This is a genomic window from Brevundimonas sp. LjRoot202 (assembly GCF_964253355.1).
GTDB lineage: Bacteria > Pseudomonadota > Alphaproteobacteria > Caulobacterales > Caulobacteraceae > Brevundimonas.
In genome coordinates, this window is record NZ_CAXUQW020000001.1 from 568,032 (window position 1) to 584,135 (window position 16,104).

The 16,104-nt window shown below is 70.3% G+C and carries 17 protein-coding genes; 9 read left to right on the forward strand and 8 right to left on the reverse strand.

What is annotated here, in order from left to right:
* Positions 1–167 precede the first annotated feature (167 nt).
* Both ACSQ1L_RS03145 and ACSQ1L_RS03150 read left to right on the forward strand, forming a co-directional pair.
* The gene (locus tag ACSQ1L_RS03145; RefSeq protein ID WP_435991843.1) at positions 168–872 is read left to right on the forward strand and encodes a chromosomal replication initiator DnaA; all 705 of its coding nucleotides are present in this window, start codon (positions 168–170) and stop codon (positions 870–872) included.
* Between the two features lie 115 nt (positions 873–987).
* Positions 988–1,428, forward strand: a complete 441-nt coding sequence (locus ACSQ1L_RS03150; RefSeq protein WP_435991845.1) for an RcnB family protein — start codon at positions 988–990, stop codon at positions 1,426–1,428.
* Positions 1,429–1,597: 169 nt separating this feature from the next.
* Here ACSQ1L_RS03150 and gatB read toward each other — a convergent pair whose 3' ends face one another.
* The 5 genes from gatB to ACSQ1L_RS03175 form a co-directional block, all read right to left on the reverse strand.
* Complete coding sequence (gene gatB, locus ACSQ1L_RS03155; RefSeq protein WP_435991847.1) at positions 1,598–3,088, reverse strand: Asp-tRNA(Asn)/Glu-tRNA(Gln) amidotransferase subunit GatB; 1,491 nt, start codon at positions 3,086–3,088, stop codon at positions 1,598–1,600.
* Positions 3,085–3,474, reverse strand: a complete 390-nt coding sequence (locus tag ACSQ1L_RS03160; protein ID WP_435991849.1) for an SMI1/KNR4 family protein — start codon at positions 3,472–3,474, stop codon at positions 3,085–3,087. The genes gatB and ACSQ1L_RS03160 overlap by 4 nt, the downstream gene beginning before the upstream one ends.
* A 3-nt stretch (positions 3,475–3,477) precedes the next feature.
* Complete coding sequence (gene gatA / locus ACSQ1L_RS03165) at positions 3,478–4,956, reverse strand: Asp-tRNA(Asn)/Glu-tRNA(Gln) amidotransferase subunit GatA (RefSeq protein ID WP_435991851.1); 1,479 nt, start codon at positions 4,954–4,956, stop codon at positions 3,478–3,480.
* Positions 4,957–4,959: 3 nt separating this feature from the next.
* On the reverse strand, positions 4,960–5,247 hold the full coding sequence (gene gatC, locus ACSQ1L_RS03170; protein WP_435991853.1) for an Asp-tRNA(Asn)/Glu-tRNA(Gln) amidotransferase subunit GatC: 288 nt from the start codon (positions 5,245–5,247) through the stop codon (positions 4,960–4,962).
* A gap of 83 nt (positions 5,248–5,330) precedes the next feature.
* Positions 5,331–5,855 (reverse strand): hypothetical protein, encoded by a 525-nt coding sequence (locus ACSQ1L_RS03175; RefSeq protein WP_435991855.1) that lies wholly within the window; start codon positions 5,853–5,855, stop codon positions 5,331–5,333.
* A 76-nt stretch (positions 5,856–5,931) separates the two neighbouring features.
* On the opposite strand from ACSQ1L_RS03175, the gene ruvX reads away from it, so the two are divergent.
* The 7 genes from ruvX (at position 5,932) to topA (ending at position 14,066) form a co-directional block, all read left to right on the forward strand.
* Positions 5,932–6,408 (forward strand): Holliday junction resolvase RuvX, encoded by a 477-nt coding sequence (ruvX, locus tag ACSQ1L_RS03180; protein ID WP_435992507.1) that lies wholly within the window; start codon positions 5,932–5,934, stop codon positions 6,406–6,408.
* Complete coding sequence (locus tag ACSQ1L_RS03185; RefSeq protein WP_435991857.1) at positions 6,405–7,325, forward strand: AEC family transporter; 921 nt, start codon at positions 6,405–6,407, stop codon at positions 7,323–7,325. Before ruvX ends, ACSQ1L_RS03185 begins: the two co-directional genes overlap by 4 nt.
* Positions 7,326–7,348: 23 nt before the next feature.
* Complete coding sequence (locus ACSQ1L_RS03190) at positions 7,349–8,332, forward strand: aspartate carbamoyltransferase catalytic subunit (protein ID WP_435991859.1); 984 nt, start codon at positions 7,349–7,351, stop codon at positions 8,330–8,332.
* Positions 8,329–9,615 carry a dihydroorotase gene (gene pyrC / locus ACSQ1L_RS03195; RefSeq protein WP_435991861.1) on the forward strand — a complete coding sequence of 429 codons (1,287 nt, stop codon included), beginning with the start codon at positions 8,329–8,331 and terminating at the stop codon, positions 9,613–9,615. The genes ACSQ1L_RS03190 and pyrC overlap by 4 nt, the downstream gene beginning before the upstream one ends.
* Positions 9,616–9,630: 15 nt before the next feature.
* Positions 9,631–10,272 (forward strand): glycerol-3-phosphate 1-O-acyltransferase PlsY, encoded by a 642-nt coding sequence (gene plsY / locus ACSQ1L_RS03200; protein WP_435991863.1) that lies wholly within the window; start codon positions 9,631–9,633, stop codon positions 10,270–10,272.
* Positions 10,269–11,363 carry a DNA-processing protein DprA gene (gene dprA, locus ACSQ1L_RS03205; protein WP_435991865.1) on the forward strand — a complete coding sequence of 365 codons (1,095 nt, stop codon included), beginning with the start codon at positions 10,269–10,271 and terminating at the stop codon, positions 11,361–11,363. Before plsY ends, dprA begins: the two co-directional genes overlap by 4 nt.
* A 93-nt stretch (positions 11,364–11,456) precedes the next feature.
* Positions 11,457–14,066 (forward strand): type I DNA topoisomerase, encoded by a 2,610-nt coding sequence (topA, locus tag ACSQ1L_RS03210; RefSeq protein WP_435991867.1) that lies wholly within the window; start codon positions 11,457–11,459, stop codon positions 14,064–14,066.
* Here topA and ACSQ1L_RS03215 read toward each other — a convergent pair whose 3' ends face one another.
* The 3 genes from ACSQ1L_RS03215 to ACSQ1L_RS03225 all read right to left on the reverse strand — a co-directional run bounded on the left by ACSQ1L_RS03215 (position 14,067) and on the right by ACSQ1L_RS03225 (position 16,098).
* Positions 14,067–14,489 carry a molecular chaperone DnaJ gene (locus tag ACSQ1L_RS03215; protein ID WP_435991869.1) on the reverse strand — a complete coding sequence of 141 codons (423 nt, stop codon included), beginning with the start codon at positions 14,487–14,489 and terminating at the stop codon, positions 14,067–14,069.
* 4 nt (positions 14,490–14,493) lie between these two features.
* Complete coding sequence (locus ACSQ1L_RS03220) at positions 14,494–15,333, reverse strand: division plane positioning ATPase MipZ (RefSeq protein ID WP_435991871.1); 840 nt, start codon at positions 15,331–15,333, stop codon at positions 14,494–14,496.
* A 123-nt stretch (positions 15,334–15,456) separates the two neighbouring features.
* Positions 15,457–16,098 carry an SPOR domain-containing protein gene (locus tag ACSQ1L_RS03225; RefSeq protein WP_435991873.1) on the reverse strand — a complete coding sequence of 214 codons (642 nt, stop codon included), beginning with the start codon at positions 16,096–16,098 and terminating at the stop codon, positions 15,457–15,459.
* Positions 16,099–16,104: the final 6 nt, after the last annotated feature.

The following is a 16,104-nucleotide window of genomic DNA, read 5'->3' on the forward strand; positions in this document are numbered from 1 at the left end:
ACCGACCTTCGCCCGGCGCGGACCAGGGGTACGGGATGACAGGGTTCAGGGGTACGGGATGGCAGGGTTTGGCAGCCCGGGAACGTCGTGTTCCGGCGTCCACAGGCCCGGCGGCTTGTCCACCGCGGGGAGCGGAACCCGGACGCGGGTCTGCTATGGTGGACGCAATGACCGCCCGCCCCTCGCCTCCCGACCAGATGCGCCTGCCGCTGCAGCGCGACCTGCCCGAGGGGGCCGAAGGGTTCGTGGTCTCGGATTGCAACCGCTTGGCCCATGCGGCGCTGGCCGATTGGCCGAACCTGATCGGCGGGGTGATGGCGATCTGCGGGCCGGAAGGCTGCGGCAAGAGCCGGCTGGGGCAGATCTGGGCCGAGCGGGTCGGCGCCGTGGCGCTGCATGGAGCCGAGGCGGCGCTGATCGACCCACTGGAGCTGGAGGGCCGGCCCGTCCTGCTCGACGACGCCATGGGGGTCGACGACGAGACCCTGTTCCACCTGATCAACCTGGCCCAGGCGCCCGGCGGGGCCCTGCTGCTGATTTCGTGCGAACCGCCGTCAGGGTGGACGGCCGCCCTGCCCGACCTGCGCTCGCGGCTGGACGCGATCCGGACCGTTCCGGTCGAGGCGCCCGACGACGTGGTGCTGGCCGCCATGCTGGAGGCGCGCTTCGCCGAACGGGGCATTCGCCCGGCCAGGGACGTGATCCCTTACCTGCTGCGGCGGATCGACCGGTCGGCGGCGGCTGCCGAAGCGATGGCGGAGCGGCTGGATGCGATGCACCGGCCTGTGACGCGGGCGCTGGCGCGGGCGGTGGTGGAAGGAGCGGACGAGAGCGGGGAGTTGTTCGGCCGGCGCTCCGAAGACGCTCCTTAACGACCCGTTCAGCGTCGGTTCAGGGCGGCGCGAGCAGAATTCCGGTCTTGTCGGGTCTCACGTCGCGGGCTCCGATGAAAGACGACCCGCGGCTCCAGACGAAGGAGACGTTCAGATGCTGAAGCCCCTGATGATCGGCGCCCTGTCGCTGGCCACCCTGGCCGCGCCGATGGCCGCCTCGGCTCAGGACTGGCGCCGCGGCGACCGCGACCGGGACGGACGTTATGAGCGCTGGGAGCGCCGCGCCGACCAGAATCGCTGGGACGGCCGCCGCTATACCGACCGCGAACGCTATCGCGACTGGCGACGCGGCCAGCGCGACCAGTGGCGCGACAGCCGCCGCTATGGGCCGCCCTACGGCAACGCCTGGGGCCACCGCCGATGGTATCGCGGCGCCGTGATTCCCTACGACTATCGCCGCAGCTGGTACGTCCGCGACTACCGCCGCTACGGCTGGGCTCCCCCGCCGCGCGGCTACGGCTACTACCGGACGGACACCGGCGACGTGGTGGTGGCCGCGATCGCGACCGGGGTGATCCTGTCGCTGCTGGATTGAGGTAGCGCGCGTCGTCTCCTCCCTGTCGCGAAGCGATGGGGAGGTGGCGCGGCGCGAATACGCGCCGTGACGGAGGGGCGTTCAGGTGCGCCGGTGCTCCGGTCGGCGCCCCTCCACCGCTTCGCGGTCCCCCTCCCCATTCGCTACGCGAACAGGGAGGAGACGATATCTAAAGCCCCAGCTTCGCCTTCAGGATGTCGTTCACCGCCGCCGGGTTGGCCTTGCCGCCGGTGGCCTTCATGACCTGGCCGACGAACCAGCCGATGGCCTGGGGCTTTTCGGCCACCGCCGCCGCCTTGTCGGGATTGGCGGCGATGATCTCGTCCACGGCCTTCTCGATGGCGCCGGTGTCGGTGACCTGTTTGAGGCCGTGCTTCTCGACGACCTCGGCCGGGCCGCCCTCGCCGTTCCAGACGTAGTCGAAGACCTCCTTGGCGATCTTCGAGGAGATGACGCCGGTCTCGATCAGCTCGACCAGCTGGGCCACATGAGCGGCCGGCAGCGGGCATTCGGAGAAGTCCTTGCCGTCCGCGGTCAGGCGGGCCGACAGCTCATTCGTCACCCAGTTGGCGACCAGCTTGGCGTCCCTGCCCTTGGCGGCGGCTTCGAAATAGTCGGCCTTGGCCTGCTCGGAGATCAGCACCACGGCGTCGTATTGCGACAGGCCGTACTGACTCATCAGGCGGCGGCGCTTCTCGTCGGGCAGTTCCGGCAGAGACGCCTTGATCTCGTCGATCCACGCCTGTTCCAATTCGAGGGGCAGCAGGTCGGGATCGGGGAAGTAGCGATAGTCCATCGCCTCTTCCTTGGAGCGCATCGAGCGGGTTTCGCCGGCGGTCGGATCGTACAGCCGGGTCTCCTGGTCGATCTTGCCCCCGTCCTCGAGGATTTCGATCTGGCGCCGGGCTTCGTAGTTGATGGCCTGGCTGATGAAGCGGAACGAGTTGACGTTCTTGATCTCGCAGCGCGTGCCGAGGTGGCTGAAATCGCCGGTCGCCTTGAACTTCTCGTACTGGCCCTCGCGGCAGACCGAGACGTTGACGTCGGCGCGCAGGTTGCCCTTCTCCATGTCGCCGTCGCAGGTGCCGAGATAGATCAGGATGGTCCTGATCTTCTTGACGTAGGCCACCGCCTCTTCCGGCGAGCGGATGTCCGGCCGGGAGACGATCTCCATCAGGGCCGTGCCCGCGCGGTTGAGGTCGACGTAGGATTCGGTAGGCGACAGGTCGTGGATCAGCTTGCCGGCGTCCTGCTCCAGATGCAGGCGCTCGATGCCGACGTTGAAGAAGGAGCCGTCCTCGGCCTCGACCTCGACGACGCCCTCGCCGACGATCGGGTGGTAGAGCTGGCTGATCTGATAGCCGGTCGGCAGGTCGGGGTAGAAATAGTTCTTGCGGTCGAACTGGCTGCGTTTGTTGATTTGCGCGTTGAGGCCGAGGCCGGTGCGGACGGCCTGTTCGACGCAGAATTTGTTCAGCACCGGCAGCATGCCGGGGAAGCCGGCGTCGACCAGCGACACCTGCTCGTTCGGCCCCGCGCCGAAGCCAACGGCGGCGCCGGAGAACAGCTTGGCCTTCGACGCCACCTGGGCGTGGATCTCCAGCCCCATGACGATTTCCCAGGCGCCGGTGCGGCCCTGGATGAGTTTGGTTTCAGTCATTCTGCGTCGTCCATGAGCGCCAAGGGGTCAAGATCGCCCAAGTCCTCGATCAGTTCTTCTTCGTGGTCCCACCGGCAAACTGACGCCGAACCCGGTACGGCGACCAACAGGTCGCCATGACCATTGCCAGCCAAGGCGACGGCGTTGGGCGGGAAACCATGCCATTTGCGGGCTTCCCCGGTCTCGTACCTAACGTCGTTCGCCGTCCGGCCAGCCCGTTTGCGATCTGAATCGTCCCACACCGGGTAGACCTGCCAATCTTCGCCGCCCAGTTCAAACTCCCCGCCGTTCAGGCGCTCCAGCGCGCATCGCCACGCGGCGGGGAATACGAAATCCAGCGCGTGTTCGGCGGCGGCAATACGCCCAGGGTCGACCGGAAAAGGCATGGCTCACCACCACTTCTCAGGCTTGGCCGTGAAGCCCGCTGCGTCTTCCAGCGCGCTGGCGACCTGGAACACGGTCGCCTCGTCCAGCGCCTTGCCGATGACTTGAAGGCCCAGCGGCAGGCCACCGCTGTCGACGCCGGCGGGCACCGAGATGCCCGGCAGGCCGGCGAGGTTGGCGGTGACGGTGAAGATGTCGTTCAGGTACATCTGCAGCGGGTCGATCTGCTTGTCGCCGAGGGCGAAGGCGGCCGACGGCGTCGACGGCGTCAGGATGGCGTCGACCTTGTCCCAGACGGCGTCGAAATCCATGGCGATGCGGCGGCGGACCTTGAGCGCGCGGACGTAATAGGCGTCGTAGAATCCGGCCGACAGGACGTAGGCGCCGATGGTCAGGCGGCGCTGGACCTCCTTGCCGAAGCCCTCGGCCCGGCTGGTCTCGTAGAGGTCGGTCAGCGATTTCGCATCCGTCGCGCGATGGCCGAAGCGCATGCCGTCGTAGCGGGCCAAGTTGGACGAGGCCTCGGCCGGGGCGATGATGTAATAGGCCGGCAGGGCGTATTTGGTGTGCGGCAGGCTGATCTCGACGATCTCGGCCCCGGCGGCCTTGAGCCACTGGACGCCCTGATCCCACAGCGCCTGGATTTCGGCGGGCATGCCGTCGACGACGTATTCCTTCGGCACGCCGATGCGCAGGCCCTTGACGCCTTTGCCGAGCGATTGCGTCCAGTCCGGCGTCTCGACGTCGAGGCTGGTCGAGTCCTTGGGATCGAAGGAGCACATCGAACGCAGCAGGATGGCGGCGTCCTCGACGGTCTTGGTGATCGGGCCGGCCTGGTCCAGCGAGCTGGCGAAGGCGACCATGCCGAAGCGGCTGGCGCGGCCGTAGGTCGGCTTGACCCCGACCGTGCCGGTGAAGGCGGCGGGCTGGCGGATCGAGCCGCCGGTGTCCGAGGCGGTGGCGGCGAGGCAGAGGTCGCCGGCGACGGCCGAGGCCGAACCGCCCGAACTGCCGCCCGGGGTCAGGTCGGCGTTGGAGGCGCTGGACTTCCACGGGTTGACCACGGGGCCGAAGGCGCTGGTCTCGTTGGACGAGCCCATGGCGAACTCGTCCATGTTCAGCTTGCCGAGCATGACCGCGCCGTCGCGCCACAGATTGGCGGTGACGGTGGACTCATAGGGCGGGACGAAGCCCTTCAGCATGTTGGAGCCGGCGGTGGTCTGGACGCCGTCGGTGCAGAACAGGTCCTTGATGCCCAGCGGCGCGCCTTCCAGCGGGCCGCCCTCGCCTTTCGCGATGCGGGCGTCGGCGGCGCGGGCCATGTCCAGCGCCTTGTCCGTGGTCTGGACGACGTAGGCGTTCAGGCGCGGATTGGCGGCGTCGATGTTGGCGACGAAGGCGCGGGTGATCTCTTCGGAAGAGAAGGATTTCGCCTTGAGGCCATCGAGGGCGGCCTTGAGGGTGAGTCTGGTCAGGTCGGACATGGCTTACTCGACCACCTTCGGGACCACGAAGAAGCCGTCGGCGGATTTCGGGGCGTTGGACAGCACGTCGCCGACCTTGCCGCCGTCGGTGACCACGTCGTCGCGCAGGCGCATCGGCTGGTGGACATTGGAGGTCATCGGCTCGACGCCGTCGACGTCGACCTCGTTGAGCTGCTCGATCCAGGCGAGGATGCCGTTCAGCTCGGCCGCGAGCGGTTCGAGCCGGTCCTCGGGGGTCTTGATGCGGGCGAGGTGCGCCACGCGGCGCACGGTCGCGGCGTCGATGGCCATGCGGCCCTCCAATTGCCAAACCAGAACCGGCGGGATTAGCGGCCCGGCCCCGGTTTCACAAGGATTCAGACGTCGCGGGGCGGCTATTGCGCGGGGGTGACCGTCACTTCGGTCGGGGCGGAGCCGTCGGCGGCGATGGGCCAGCCGACGATGACGCGGCGGGTGCGATCGCCGATGGTCGTCGTCGCCTCGTCCATGACGCTCTCGCGGAGCTCGAGATCGACCCGGCCGGCGCGCTCGGACAGGATGCGGTAGTCGAGGACGTCGCCGATGCGGAACACGCGCCAGCCCTCGGCCGGGTCCTGGAAGAAGGCGATGTGGGTGTAGAGGCCGTTCATCGCCGGGTCGCCGCCGGCGGTGGCGAACAGTTTGGCGGCGACGGGCCCCTGCCCCGCCAGTTCGTCGAGCCGGACCACGGCGGCGGCCTCCTGCACGGCGGCGTCGGTCTCGGGCGTGAGCACGGCGGCGGGACCGGAGGCGGCCAGCGGCGCCACGGCGGCGGCCGGCGCGGGCTGCTCGGCGGGCGGCACGGCCTCCTTGCGGCTTTCGACCCCGGTGTCGCAGGCGGCGAGCCCTATCAGGGCGGTGAGGAACAATAGCGGCTTCATCGGACGACCCTCCTCGTCAAACGCGGGCGAAGCTTTGCACTTTGACACGGCGACGCGCCAGTCCTACCGGCAGGCGGTGACCGTCATGACCCTCGAAGAGCTCGCCGCCTCGACCCCGCCCGGCACGCCGTGGCTGGGACTGGACCTCGGCGAAAAGACCATCGGTGTGGCGGCCTCGGACGCCACCCGGATGATCGCCAGTCCGCTGGTGCTGATCCGCAAGACGAAGTTCACCGACGACGCCAACGCCGTCCTGAAGCTGATGGATGGACGCAAGGCGTCGGCACTGGTCATCGGGCTGCCGCTGAACATGGACGGCACCGAGGGGCCGCGGGCCCAGTCGTGCCGGGCCTTCGCGCGCAACCTGCAGCGCATCCGCGAGACGCCCGTGACCTTCCAGGACGAGCGGCTGTCGACCAGCGCGGTCGAGCGATTCCTGATCGAAGACCTGGACCTCAACCGCAAGCGCCGCGCCAATGTCATCGACCGGACCGCCGCCGCCTGGATCCTGCAGGGGGCGCTGGACCGGCTGAGGGGCGCCGCCGCCCGATGAACGGACTGCTCGCCGGCATCGTGCCGGTCTTCGCCATGATCGCCCTCGGCTGGGGCCTGAAGGTGAGGGGCATGTTGACCGATGACGGCTGGCGGGCGGTCGAGCGGCTGACCTATTTCATCTTCTATCCGGCCTTCCTCATCCCGGCGGTGTGGGGCGCGGACTTCAGCGCGGGCACGGCCGGGCCGGTGGCGCTCAGCACCATCGGCGTGTCGTTCGCGGTGGCCCTGGCGACGCTGGCGGCCAAGCCGGTGATCCGGATCAGCGATCCGGGCTTCACCAGCGTGTTCCAGGGAGTCATCCGCTGGAACGGCTTCGTCTTCCTGCCGGTGGCGGGATCGGTGTTCGGAGAGGCGGGGCTGGGCACGGCGGCGGTGGCGTTCGGGGTGCTGGCGCCGGCGCTGAACGTCATCTGCGTGCTGGCCCTGGCGAAGTGGGGCGCGGGCCAGGGCGGCGGATGGCGGCTGGCGCTGCGCTCGCTGGGACGCAATCCGATCATCTGGGCCTGCGGCGTCGGGGCGCTGCTGAACCTGAGCGGACTGGAACCGCATCCGATCCTGGAGGGCGTGTTCGGCATGATGGGGCCGGGCGCCATCGCGCTCGGGCTGATCACGGCCGGGGCGGGGCTGAGCTTCCGCTACGCCGCCGGGCGGCCGGTGATGATCGCGGCGATCTCGGCGATCAAACTGCTGCTGCTGCCGGTGGCCATGTACTACGTCTGCGGCTGGCTGGGCGGAGACCGGACGGCGCAGGGGATCGCCTTGCTGGCGGGCGCGGCTCCGGGCGCGGCGGCCTCCTATGTGCTGGCCCGGCAGATGGGCGGGGACGCGCCGCTGATGGCCGGCGTGGTCGCCTTCACCACGGTCGCCAGCGCCGCCACCATCCCGTTGTTGCTCGCGGCCTTCCGTTTCCTGTGAGTCCGCCCTATAGCCGGGCCTCGATGACCCAGCCCGCCGCCGTCACCGACCTGATCCACGAGCGGCTGGCGCCGTTCCCCCGCGACCATTTCCTGTCCGCAGGCGATCTGAACGCCGCGACGGTCCCGCCGCTGCTGGACCTCGCCGACGCCTTCGTCGACTTCAACCGGCAATCCTCGAAGTCGCTCGACCTGATGCGCGGGCGCACGGTCATGAACCTGTTCTTCGAGAGCTCGACGCGGACCAGCGCCTCCTTCGAGATCGCGGCCAAGCGGCTGGGCGCCGATGTAACGGCGCTGTCGCCCCGCACCTCGTCGGTGACCAAGGGCGAGACCCTGATCGACACGGCGGCGACGCTGAACGCCATGAAGCCAGATGTGCTGGTGGTGCGCCACTCGGCCTCGGGCGCGGCGGCCCTGCTGTCGCAGAAGGTCGGCTGCGCGGTGGTCAACGCCGGCGACGGACGCCACGAGCATCCGACCCAGGCGCTGCTGGACCTGCTGAGCCTGCGCCGGGCCTTCGGGGACGTCGGGGGACTGAGCGTGGCGATCTGCGGCGACATCGCCCACAGCCGGGTGGCGCGGTCGAACGTGGCGCTCTTGTCGATGATGGGGGCGCGGGTGCGTCTGATCGGGCCGCCGACGCTGGTGCCCGGCGACGCCGACCGCTGGGGCTGCGAGGTGTTCCACGACATGCGCGAGGGACTGCGCGGCTGCGACGTGGTGATGATGCTTCGGCTGCAGTTGGAGCGGATGGAAGGGGCGCTGGTCCCCTCGACCCGCGAGTATTTCCGCTTCTGGGGTCTGGACCGCGAGAAGCTGGCCTGGGCGAAGCCGGGAGCCAAGGTGATGCACCCGGGGCCGATGAACCGCGGCGTGGAGATCGATTCGGACGTGGCCGACGACCTGACCGTCTCGCTGATCCAGGATCAGGTCGAGATGGGCGTGGCGGCGCGGATGGCGGTGCTCGCGGCCCTGTCGGCGCGGCGCGAGGGAGCCGGGGCATGAGCGCGATCGTGATCCTCAACGCGCGGCTGCTCGACCCCGCGAGCGACTATGACGGCCCCGGCGCGGTGCTGGTCGAGGACGGGCGCATCGTCGAGGTCATCCATGGCGGCGGAGCCGCAGCGCCGGCGGGGATCGATACCGTCGACGCACAGGGCCTGTGCCTGTCGCCCGGCCTGATCGACATCCGGGTCAAGACCGGCGAGCCGGGCGCGGAGCCCAAGGAGACGCTGAAGTCGGCCTCGCTTTCGGCGGCGGCGGGCGGGGTGACGACCATCGTCATCCAGCCGGACACCGATCCGGCCATCGACGATCCGGCCATGATCGAATTCATCCAGCGGCGCGGGGCGGCCCTGGGACTGATCAATGTGCGGGCGGCGGGCGCGGCGACCATGGGTCGCGACGGCGCCAAGATGGCCGAGATCGGCCTGATGGACGAGGCCGGGGCGCTGTATTTCACCGACGTGGACCGGGTCATCGCCAACACCCGAATGTTGCAGCGGGTGATGAGCTATGCGGCCACGTTCAACGCCCTGATCTCCTGCCGCCCGGCCGAGCCGTGGCTGAACGAGGGGGCGGTGGCGACCTCGGGCGAACTGGCCACGCGGCTGGGTCTGTCGTCGGCCCCCGCCATCGCCGAACGCATCCAACTGGAGCGCGACCTGGCCCTGGTCGAACAGACCGGGGCGCGCTTCCTGGTCGACCAGATTTCGACCGAGGGGGCGCTGGAGACGCTGGCGCGAGCCCGGGCCAAGGGGCTGGAGGTCGCAGCCTCGGTGTCGATCAACCACCTGTGCTTCAACGAGATCGACATCGGCGACTACCGGACCTTCTACCGGATGGACCCGCCGCTGCGGCCCGAGAGCGACCGGCAGGCGCTGATCGAGGCTGTGCGCGATGGCCTGATCGACGCCATCACCTCGGCCCACGCGCCGGCCCCGGCGGAGGACAAGCGCCGCCCGTTCGCCGAGGCGACCCCGGGGGCCGTGGGTCTCGAGACCCTGCTGCCCGCGGCGCTGTCGCTGCACCATGAGGACGGGCTGGACCTGCTGGACGTGTTGCGCCCGCTGACCCACGGCCCGGCGACCCTTCTGGGGCTCGAGGCCGGGGTGCTGGCGCAAGGCGCGCCGGCCGACCTGATGCTGTTCGACCCGGGCGCGCCGGTGGTGATCGACGCCGACGCCCTGAAGTCCAAGTCGAAGAACTCGCCGTTCGACGGACGCCGTCTGCAAGGCAAGGTCTTGCTCACCGTCGTCGGCGGACGCATCGTTCACGACGCACGCTAAAGGGGAGCGAATCAGTTGCAGGATCTGGTCGGCCCGACTCTGGGGACGCTCGCGCTGGCCGCTGCGGGTGGATACCTGCTGGGCTCCATCCCGTTCGGGGTGATCCTGACCCGCGCCGCCGGGGCCGGCGACGTGCGCAACATCGGCTCGGGCAATATCGGCGCGACCAATGTGCTGCGCACCGGCCGCAAGGACCTGGCCATCGCCACCCTGCTGCTCGACGCCGGCAAAGGGGCGGCGGCGCTGCTGCTGGCGCGCTACCTTTTTCCCGGCGTGCCGGCCATAGCGGCCGTTGCGGGGGGCGCGGCCTTCCTGGGCCATCTGTTCCCGGTCTGGCTGGGGTTCAAGGGCGGCAAGGGGGTGGCGACCTTCTTCGGCCTGCTGATCGCCGCGGCGTGGCCGCTGGGTCTGCTGGCCGGAGCGACCTGGCTGATCGTCGCGGCCCTGTTCCGCATTTCCTCGCTGGCGGCGCTGGTCTCCTCGGCCGCCGCTCCGCTCTACGCCCTGCTGCCGCTGGCGGCGCTGGGCCTGCCCGCCCCGGCGCCGATCTTCGCGCTGGCGATCTTCACGGGCGTGCTGATCTGGGTGCGACACCATCAGAACATCGCCCGCCTGCTGAAGGGGACCGAACCCCGTATCGGCGCCGGGAAGGCGTGACGCCCCGGGCGCCGCTACCGGAGACGGAGCGGTTCGCCCGACTGCGACTGGCGCGCACCGACCGGATCGGTCCGGTCACCTTCAAACAGCTGCTGGATCGTTTCGGCGGCGCCGACCGCGCCATCGAGGCGCTGCCCGACCTGCTCCGGCGCGGCGGCGGCCATGGACACGACCTGCCGTCCGTCACCGACATCGAGGCTGAGATCGAGGCGGGGACCCGGCTCGGAGCGCGACTGATCGTGCTGGGCGATCCCGACTATCCGGAGTTGCTGGCCGCCGTGGATCCACCGCCGCCGCTGCTGTGGACACTCGGAGACGCGACTCTGATGGCACGGCCTTGCATCGCCGTCGTCGGGGCGCGGATCGCCTCGGCGGGCGGGCAACGGATCGCCCGGGGCCTGTCGCAGCAGCTGGGCGAGGCCGGGCATGTGGTGGTGTCCGGGCTGGCGCGCGGGATCGACGCCGCGGCCCATCTCGGCGCGCTGCCGACCGGGACGGTGGCCGTGCTGGGCGGCGGCGTCGACGACGTCTATCCGCCCGACAACGCCGACCTGTACCGCCAGATCGCCGAACAGGGCTGCATCGTCTCGGAGAGCCCGGTCGGGGCGCGGGCCCAGGCCAAGGACTTCCCGCGCCGCAACCGGATCATCTCGGGCCTGTCGCGCGGCGTCATCGTGGTCGAGGCCGAACTACGCTCCGGCTCGCTGATCACCGCCCGGCTGGCGGGCGACCAAGGTCGCGACGTCTTCGCCGTGCCGGGCTCGCCGCTGGACCCGAGGTCGCGCGGCCCGAACGAACTGCTGAGGCAGGGGGCGATCCTGTGCGAGGGCGTGGAGGACGTGGAGCGCGCCTTCTCCACCCTGCGCACCCTGCGCGAGCCGCCCGCCGACAATCCGTTCGCCGACGCGCCGGACGAGGTGGACGACGCCTTCCTCGAACGGGTCGCCGCCCTGCTGTCGCCGACGCCGACGCCGCGTGACGAACTGGCCCGGGCTCTGTCGGCGCCGGTCGGGATAGTGGCCGCCGCCCTGCTGGAACTGAGCCTCGCCGGCCGCGCCACCCTGCTGCCGGGAGGGCTGGTTTCCCTCTGATCCCGGCCCCGAATTCCGACGCCGATTGACAGCGACGCCCGCGCCAACCACGTTCCGCCCCCTTTCGAGCCCCCTTCAAGGCCCCCTCCCCGCATGAACCTCGTCGTCGTCGAGAGCCCCGCAAAGGCCAAGACCATCAACAAATACCTGGGCCCGGACTTCACCGTCCTGGCGTCCTACGGTCACGTCCGCGACCTGCCGTCGAAGGACGGCTCGGTGCTGCCTGACGACGATTTCGCCATGAGCTGGGAGGTCGACGCCCGCGCCTCCAAGCGGATGTCGGAGATCGCCGAAGCGGCCAAAAAGGCCGACCGCGTCATCCTGGCGACCGACCCCGACCGCGAGGGCGAGGCGATCAGCTGGCACGTGCTGGAGATCCTGACGAAGAAGAAGGCGCTCAAGGACACCCACGTCGAACGGGTCACCTTCAACGCCATCACCAAGAGCGCGGTGCTCGAGGCCATGGCCGCGCCGCGCCAGCTCGACATGGAGCTGGTCGAGGCCTACCTGGCCCGCCGGGCGCTGGACTATCTGGTCGGCTTCACCCTGTCGCCGGTGCTGTGGCGCAAGCTTCCGGGCGCGCGCTCGGCCGGGCGGGTGCAGTCCGTCGCGCTGCGCATCGTCGTCGATCGCGAGATGGAGATCGAGCGGTTCAAGCCGCAGGAGTACTGGTCGGTCGAGGCTGACCTGACCGCCGACAGCCCGCCGTTCACGACCCGTCTGGTCAAGCACGCCGGCAAGCGGGTGCAGCGGCTGGACATCGTCTCGGAAGCCATGGCCACGGCCGCGCGCGAGGCGATCAACGCCGGGTCTTTCACGATCAAGGCGATCGAGAAGAAGCCGGTCAAGCGCTCGCCCGCCCCGCCCTTCACCACCTCGACGCTGCAGCAGGAAGCGTCCCGCAAACTCGGCTTCACGGCCCAGCGCACCATGCAGGCGGCGCAGAAGCTGTATGAAGGCGTCGACGATACGGGCGGCCTGATCACCTATATGCGGACCGACGGCCTGTCTGTCAGCCCGGAGGGCATCGCCCAGGCGCGCGAGGTCATCGGCGACCGGTTCGGCCCCGCCTACGTCCCCGAGCAACCGCGCTACTACAAGACCAAGGTCAAGAACGCCCAGGAGGCGCACGAGGCCATCCGGCCGACCAACATGACCCGGGCTCCGGAAACGCTGCGGCTGGAGAGCGATCTGGCGCGGCTGTACGAACTGATCTGGAAGCGGATGGTCGCGAGCCAGATGGAGTCGGCGCGGCTGGACCGGACCACGGTCGAGGTCGAGACGCCTGACGGCCAGACCGGCCTGCGCGCCACCGGCCAGGTGGTCGCCTTCGACGGCTTCATGGCCGTCTATGAAGAGGGCCGCGACGACAAGCCGAAAGACGGCGCCGACGACGAGGACGACACCACCCGCCTGCCCACGCTGAAGGAAGGCGCGACCGCGAAGGTCGAGGCCATCCGCACCGACCAGCATTTCACCGAGCCGCCGCCGCGCTATTCGGAAGCGACCCTGGTCAAGAAGCTGGAAGAGCTGGGCATCGGACGGCCTTCGACCTACGCCTCGATCCTGACCACGTTGCGCGACCGCGAATACGTCCGCACCGACAAGAACCGCTTCTATCCCGAGGACAAGGGGCGGCTGGTCACGGCCTTCCTCGAACAGTTCTTCCGCAAATGGGTCGAGTACGACTTCACGGCGGCGCTGGAGACGCGGCTGGACGAGGTGTCGGCGGGCGATCTGAACTGGAAGGTGCTGCTGCGCGAGTTCTGGAGCGACTTCCACGCGGCCACGACGGCCGCCGGCGAACTGCGCACCACGGCCATTCTCGACGCCCTGAACGAGTCGCTGGGCCCGCACATCTTCCCGCAGAAGGAAGACGGCTCGGACCCGCGCGAATGCCCGCTTTGCCATCAGGGGCAACTGAGCCTGAAGACCAGCCGGTTCGGCGCCTTCATCGGCTGCTCGCGCTATCCGGACTGCAAATACACCCGACCGGTGGCGTCGCCTGACGCGGCCGAGGGCGGAGCGGACGGCGGCGACCGGGAGCTGGGTGTCGATCCGGTGACCGGCCAGCCGGTCAACCTGAAGATCGGACGCTTCGGTCCCTATGTGGAGACCACGCCGCCGGGCGAGGAGAAGCCGAAACGGTCGTCCTTGCCCAAGGGCTGGTCGCCGGCGTCGCTGTCGCTGGAGCAGGCGCTGCGGCTGCTGGCCCTGCCGCGAGAGGTCGGGACGCACCCGGAGGACGGCAAGCCGATCACGGCGGGCCTGGGCCGCTATGGACCGTTCGTGCAGCACGCCGGGACCTACGCCAACGTCGCCGACATCGACGAGGTGTTCGAGATCGGGCTGAACCGGGCCGTGGTGCTGCTGGCCGAGAAGCGGGCCGGCAAGTTCGCCGGACGCGGGGCGGCGACGGCGCCGCTGAAGGACCTCGGGGCGCACCCGGAGACGGGCGAGCCGATCCACGTCATGGCGGGCCGCTTCGGCCCCTATGTGAAGTCGGGCAAGATCAACGCCACCCTGCCCAAGGGTACGGCGCCGGAGGACCTGACGCTGGAGGACGCCCTGCCGCTGCTGGCGGCGCGGGCCGCGGCGGCGCCGAAGGCCAAGAAGGCGCCGGCGAAGAAGGCGGCCCCCAAGAAGCCGGCGGCGAAGAAGGCCGCGCCGAAGAAGCCGGCCGCGAAGAAGGCCAAGGCCTGATCAGGACTTGAGAAGCCGGTCTCTCGCCGCATTCAGGCGGGAGGCAAGGCCTTCGGTGCCGCCCTGGTCGGGGTGGGCGCGGGCCATCAGCCGCTTCCAGGCGGCGTTGATTTCCCGCGGCGTGGCGTCGGCGGAGACGCCGAGAAGCGAGCGCGCCTCGGCCGGGGTCATGGCCTCGGTGCGGGGCGCGGCTGCGGTTTGACGCGAGGCGATCGTCAGCCACAGGCCGGCGCCGGCCAAGGCGACGGCCGGCAGCCACGAACCGCGCGCGGCCAGCAGGACTCCCGCGGCGATCATCACGGCGCTGAACAGGGTGGCGGCGACGCGCCAGCCAGCCGCTTGGCCGCGGCGCTCGGTCTGGCGCCCCAGCCGGACCAGCGCCCAGACGGCGATGGCCGCCAGCGCCAGCCAGACGAGGCTCAAGACCTCACGCCGCCGCGTCCAGCGGCGCGTCCAGCTGGCCGCCGTCGAGGCCGAGCGCCAGCATCAGGTTGCGCAGCTCCTGGCGGGCGGCGACGTGGGCCAGAGACACGGCCACAGGGCGCACCTCGTTGGAGAGGTCCGCGACCGTCAGGCCGAACGGGAACAGTTCGCGGTAGATGACCCGGTCGCGCAGGCCGGGGCCGATGCGGAAGCCGACGCGGCGGGCCAGCTTCTCCATCCGCTCCTCGAGGCGCTGGCGGTTGCGGGCGGCGGCCACGGCCATGCGGTTGACCACCACGATCCAGTCGATGGCGGCGGCGCGGCCTTCGGTGACGGCGCGGTGCTTGCGCGCCTCCCAGACGCTCTCGGAGTAGATCGACGGCTTGAGCAGGTCGAGGGTGACCGGATCGACCTGACCGAGCAGGTCGAAGTCGACGAAGCTGTCGTTCATCGGGGTGACGATCTGGTCGGCGAGGCCGTGGGCGGTCCGCGACAGCAGGGTGTCGCCGCCGGGCGTGTCGATCAGGATGACCTCGGCCATGGCGCGCGCCTCGGCGAAGGCGGCGTCGAAGCGGGCCATCTGCACCGTCTCGTCGGCCCTCGCCAGCGCCTTGCCGTCGCCCATGTCGGGCTCGAGGGGCATGGGCAGGAGCTGGCCGTTGCCGGCCGTCCAGGCGGCGCGGTTGGCGAAGAACTTGGCCATGGAGCGCTGGCGCAGATCGAGATCGATGATCGCGACGGTCTTGCCGGCGTGGAGCAGGCCGCAGGCGATGTGGATGGCGAGGGTGGACTTGCCCGCCCCGCCCTTCTCGTTGCCGACGACGATGACCGTGGGGTCAGCCATGACTCTCGATGCCTCTGACGGCCGCCGACTCGAAGCGCGGCCTTGAGACGCCAGAATCGCCGGGCCGGGGCCCGCCGTCAACGGAGCGCCGGTCCGTGACTGTGGATGTGAGGCGCCGGCGCCTCAGGCGGTGCGGTGGCACCAGGGATCGTCGATCCCGGCCGCGGCGCAGACGGCGGCGGCGCCGGAGGCGGGCGCGCGCACCTTGAGGCGGGTCAGGCGACGTCCATCGACCTCGACAGCCTCGTAAACCGGCGTCAGGTCCTTGAGGTCGAGGCGCGCCCAAGCGGCCCGGGCGGCGGCCTCGCTGGAATAGGCGCCGATCTGGACCACGGCGTTCGCACTGGACGAGGCCTTCGGGCGCGGCGGCTGGGCGGGCCGGAGGCCGGTTTTCGCGGCGGCGGCGTCGAGACGGGCGGACACGTTCTGAACCACGGCCTCGGCCGCGGCCGGCGCTGCGGCGGCGACGAGGCGCGGCGCCTGATCCCCGGCCATGGCGCGCAGGCCGCCGTCACGGGCGTCCCAGAGGGCGTGCGGGTCCATCACCTGCACCTGCAAGGCAGGGCGCATGTCGTCCTCGGCCGCCGTGCCCCGGGCGGACGCCTCGACCGGCGCGGCCGTGGGATCGCGCTCGATCGGGACGGCGGCCACGGCCTCGGCCATGGACTCGAAGCGATGCGGATCGCTGTCGACCATGCCGCAGGCGGACAGGGTCGCGGCGGCCACACAGGCCAGCACTGGACGAAGGATGAGGCTCGGCGTCATAAGCGG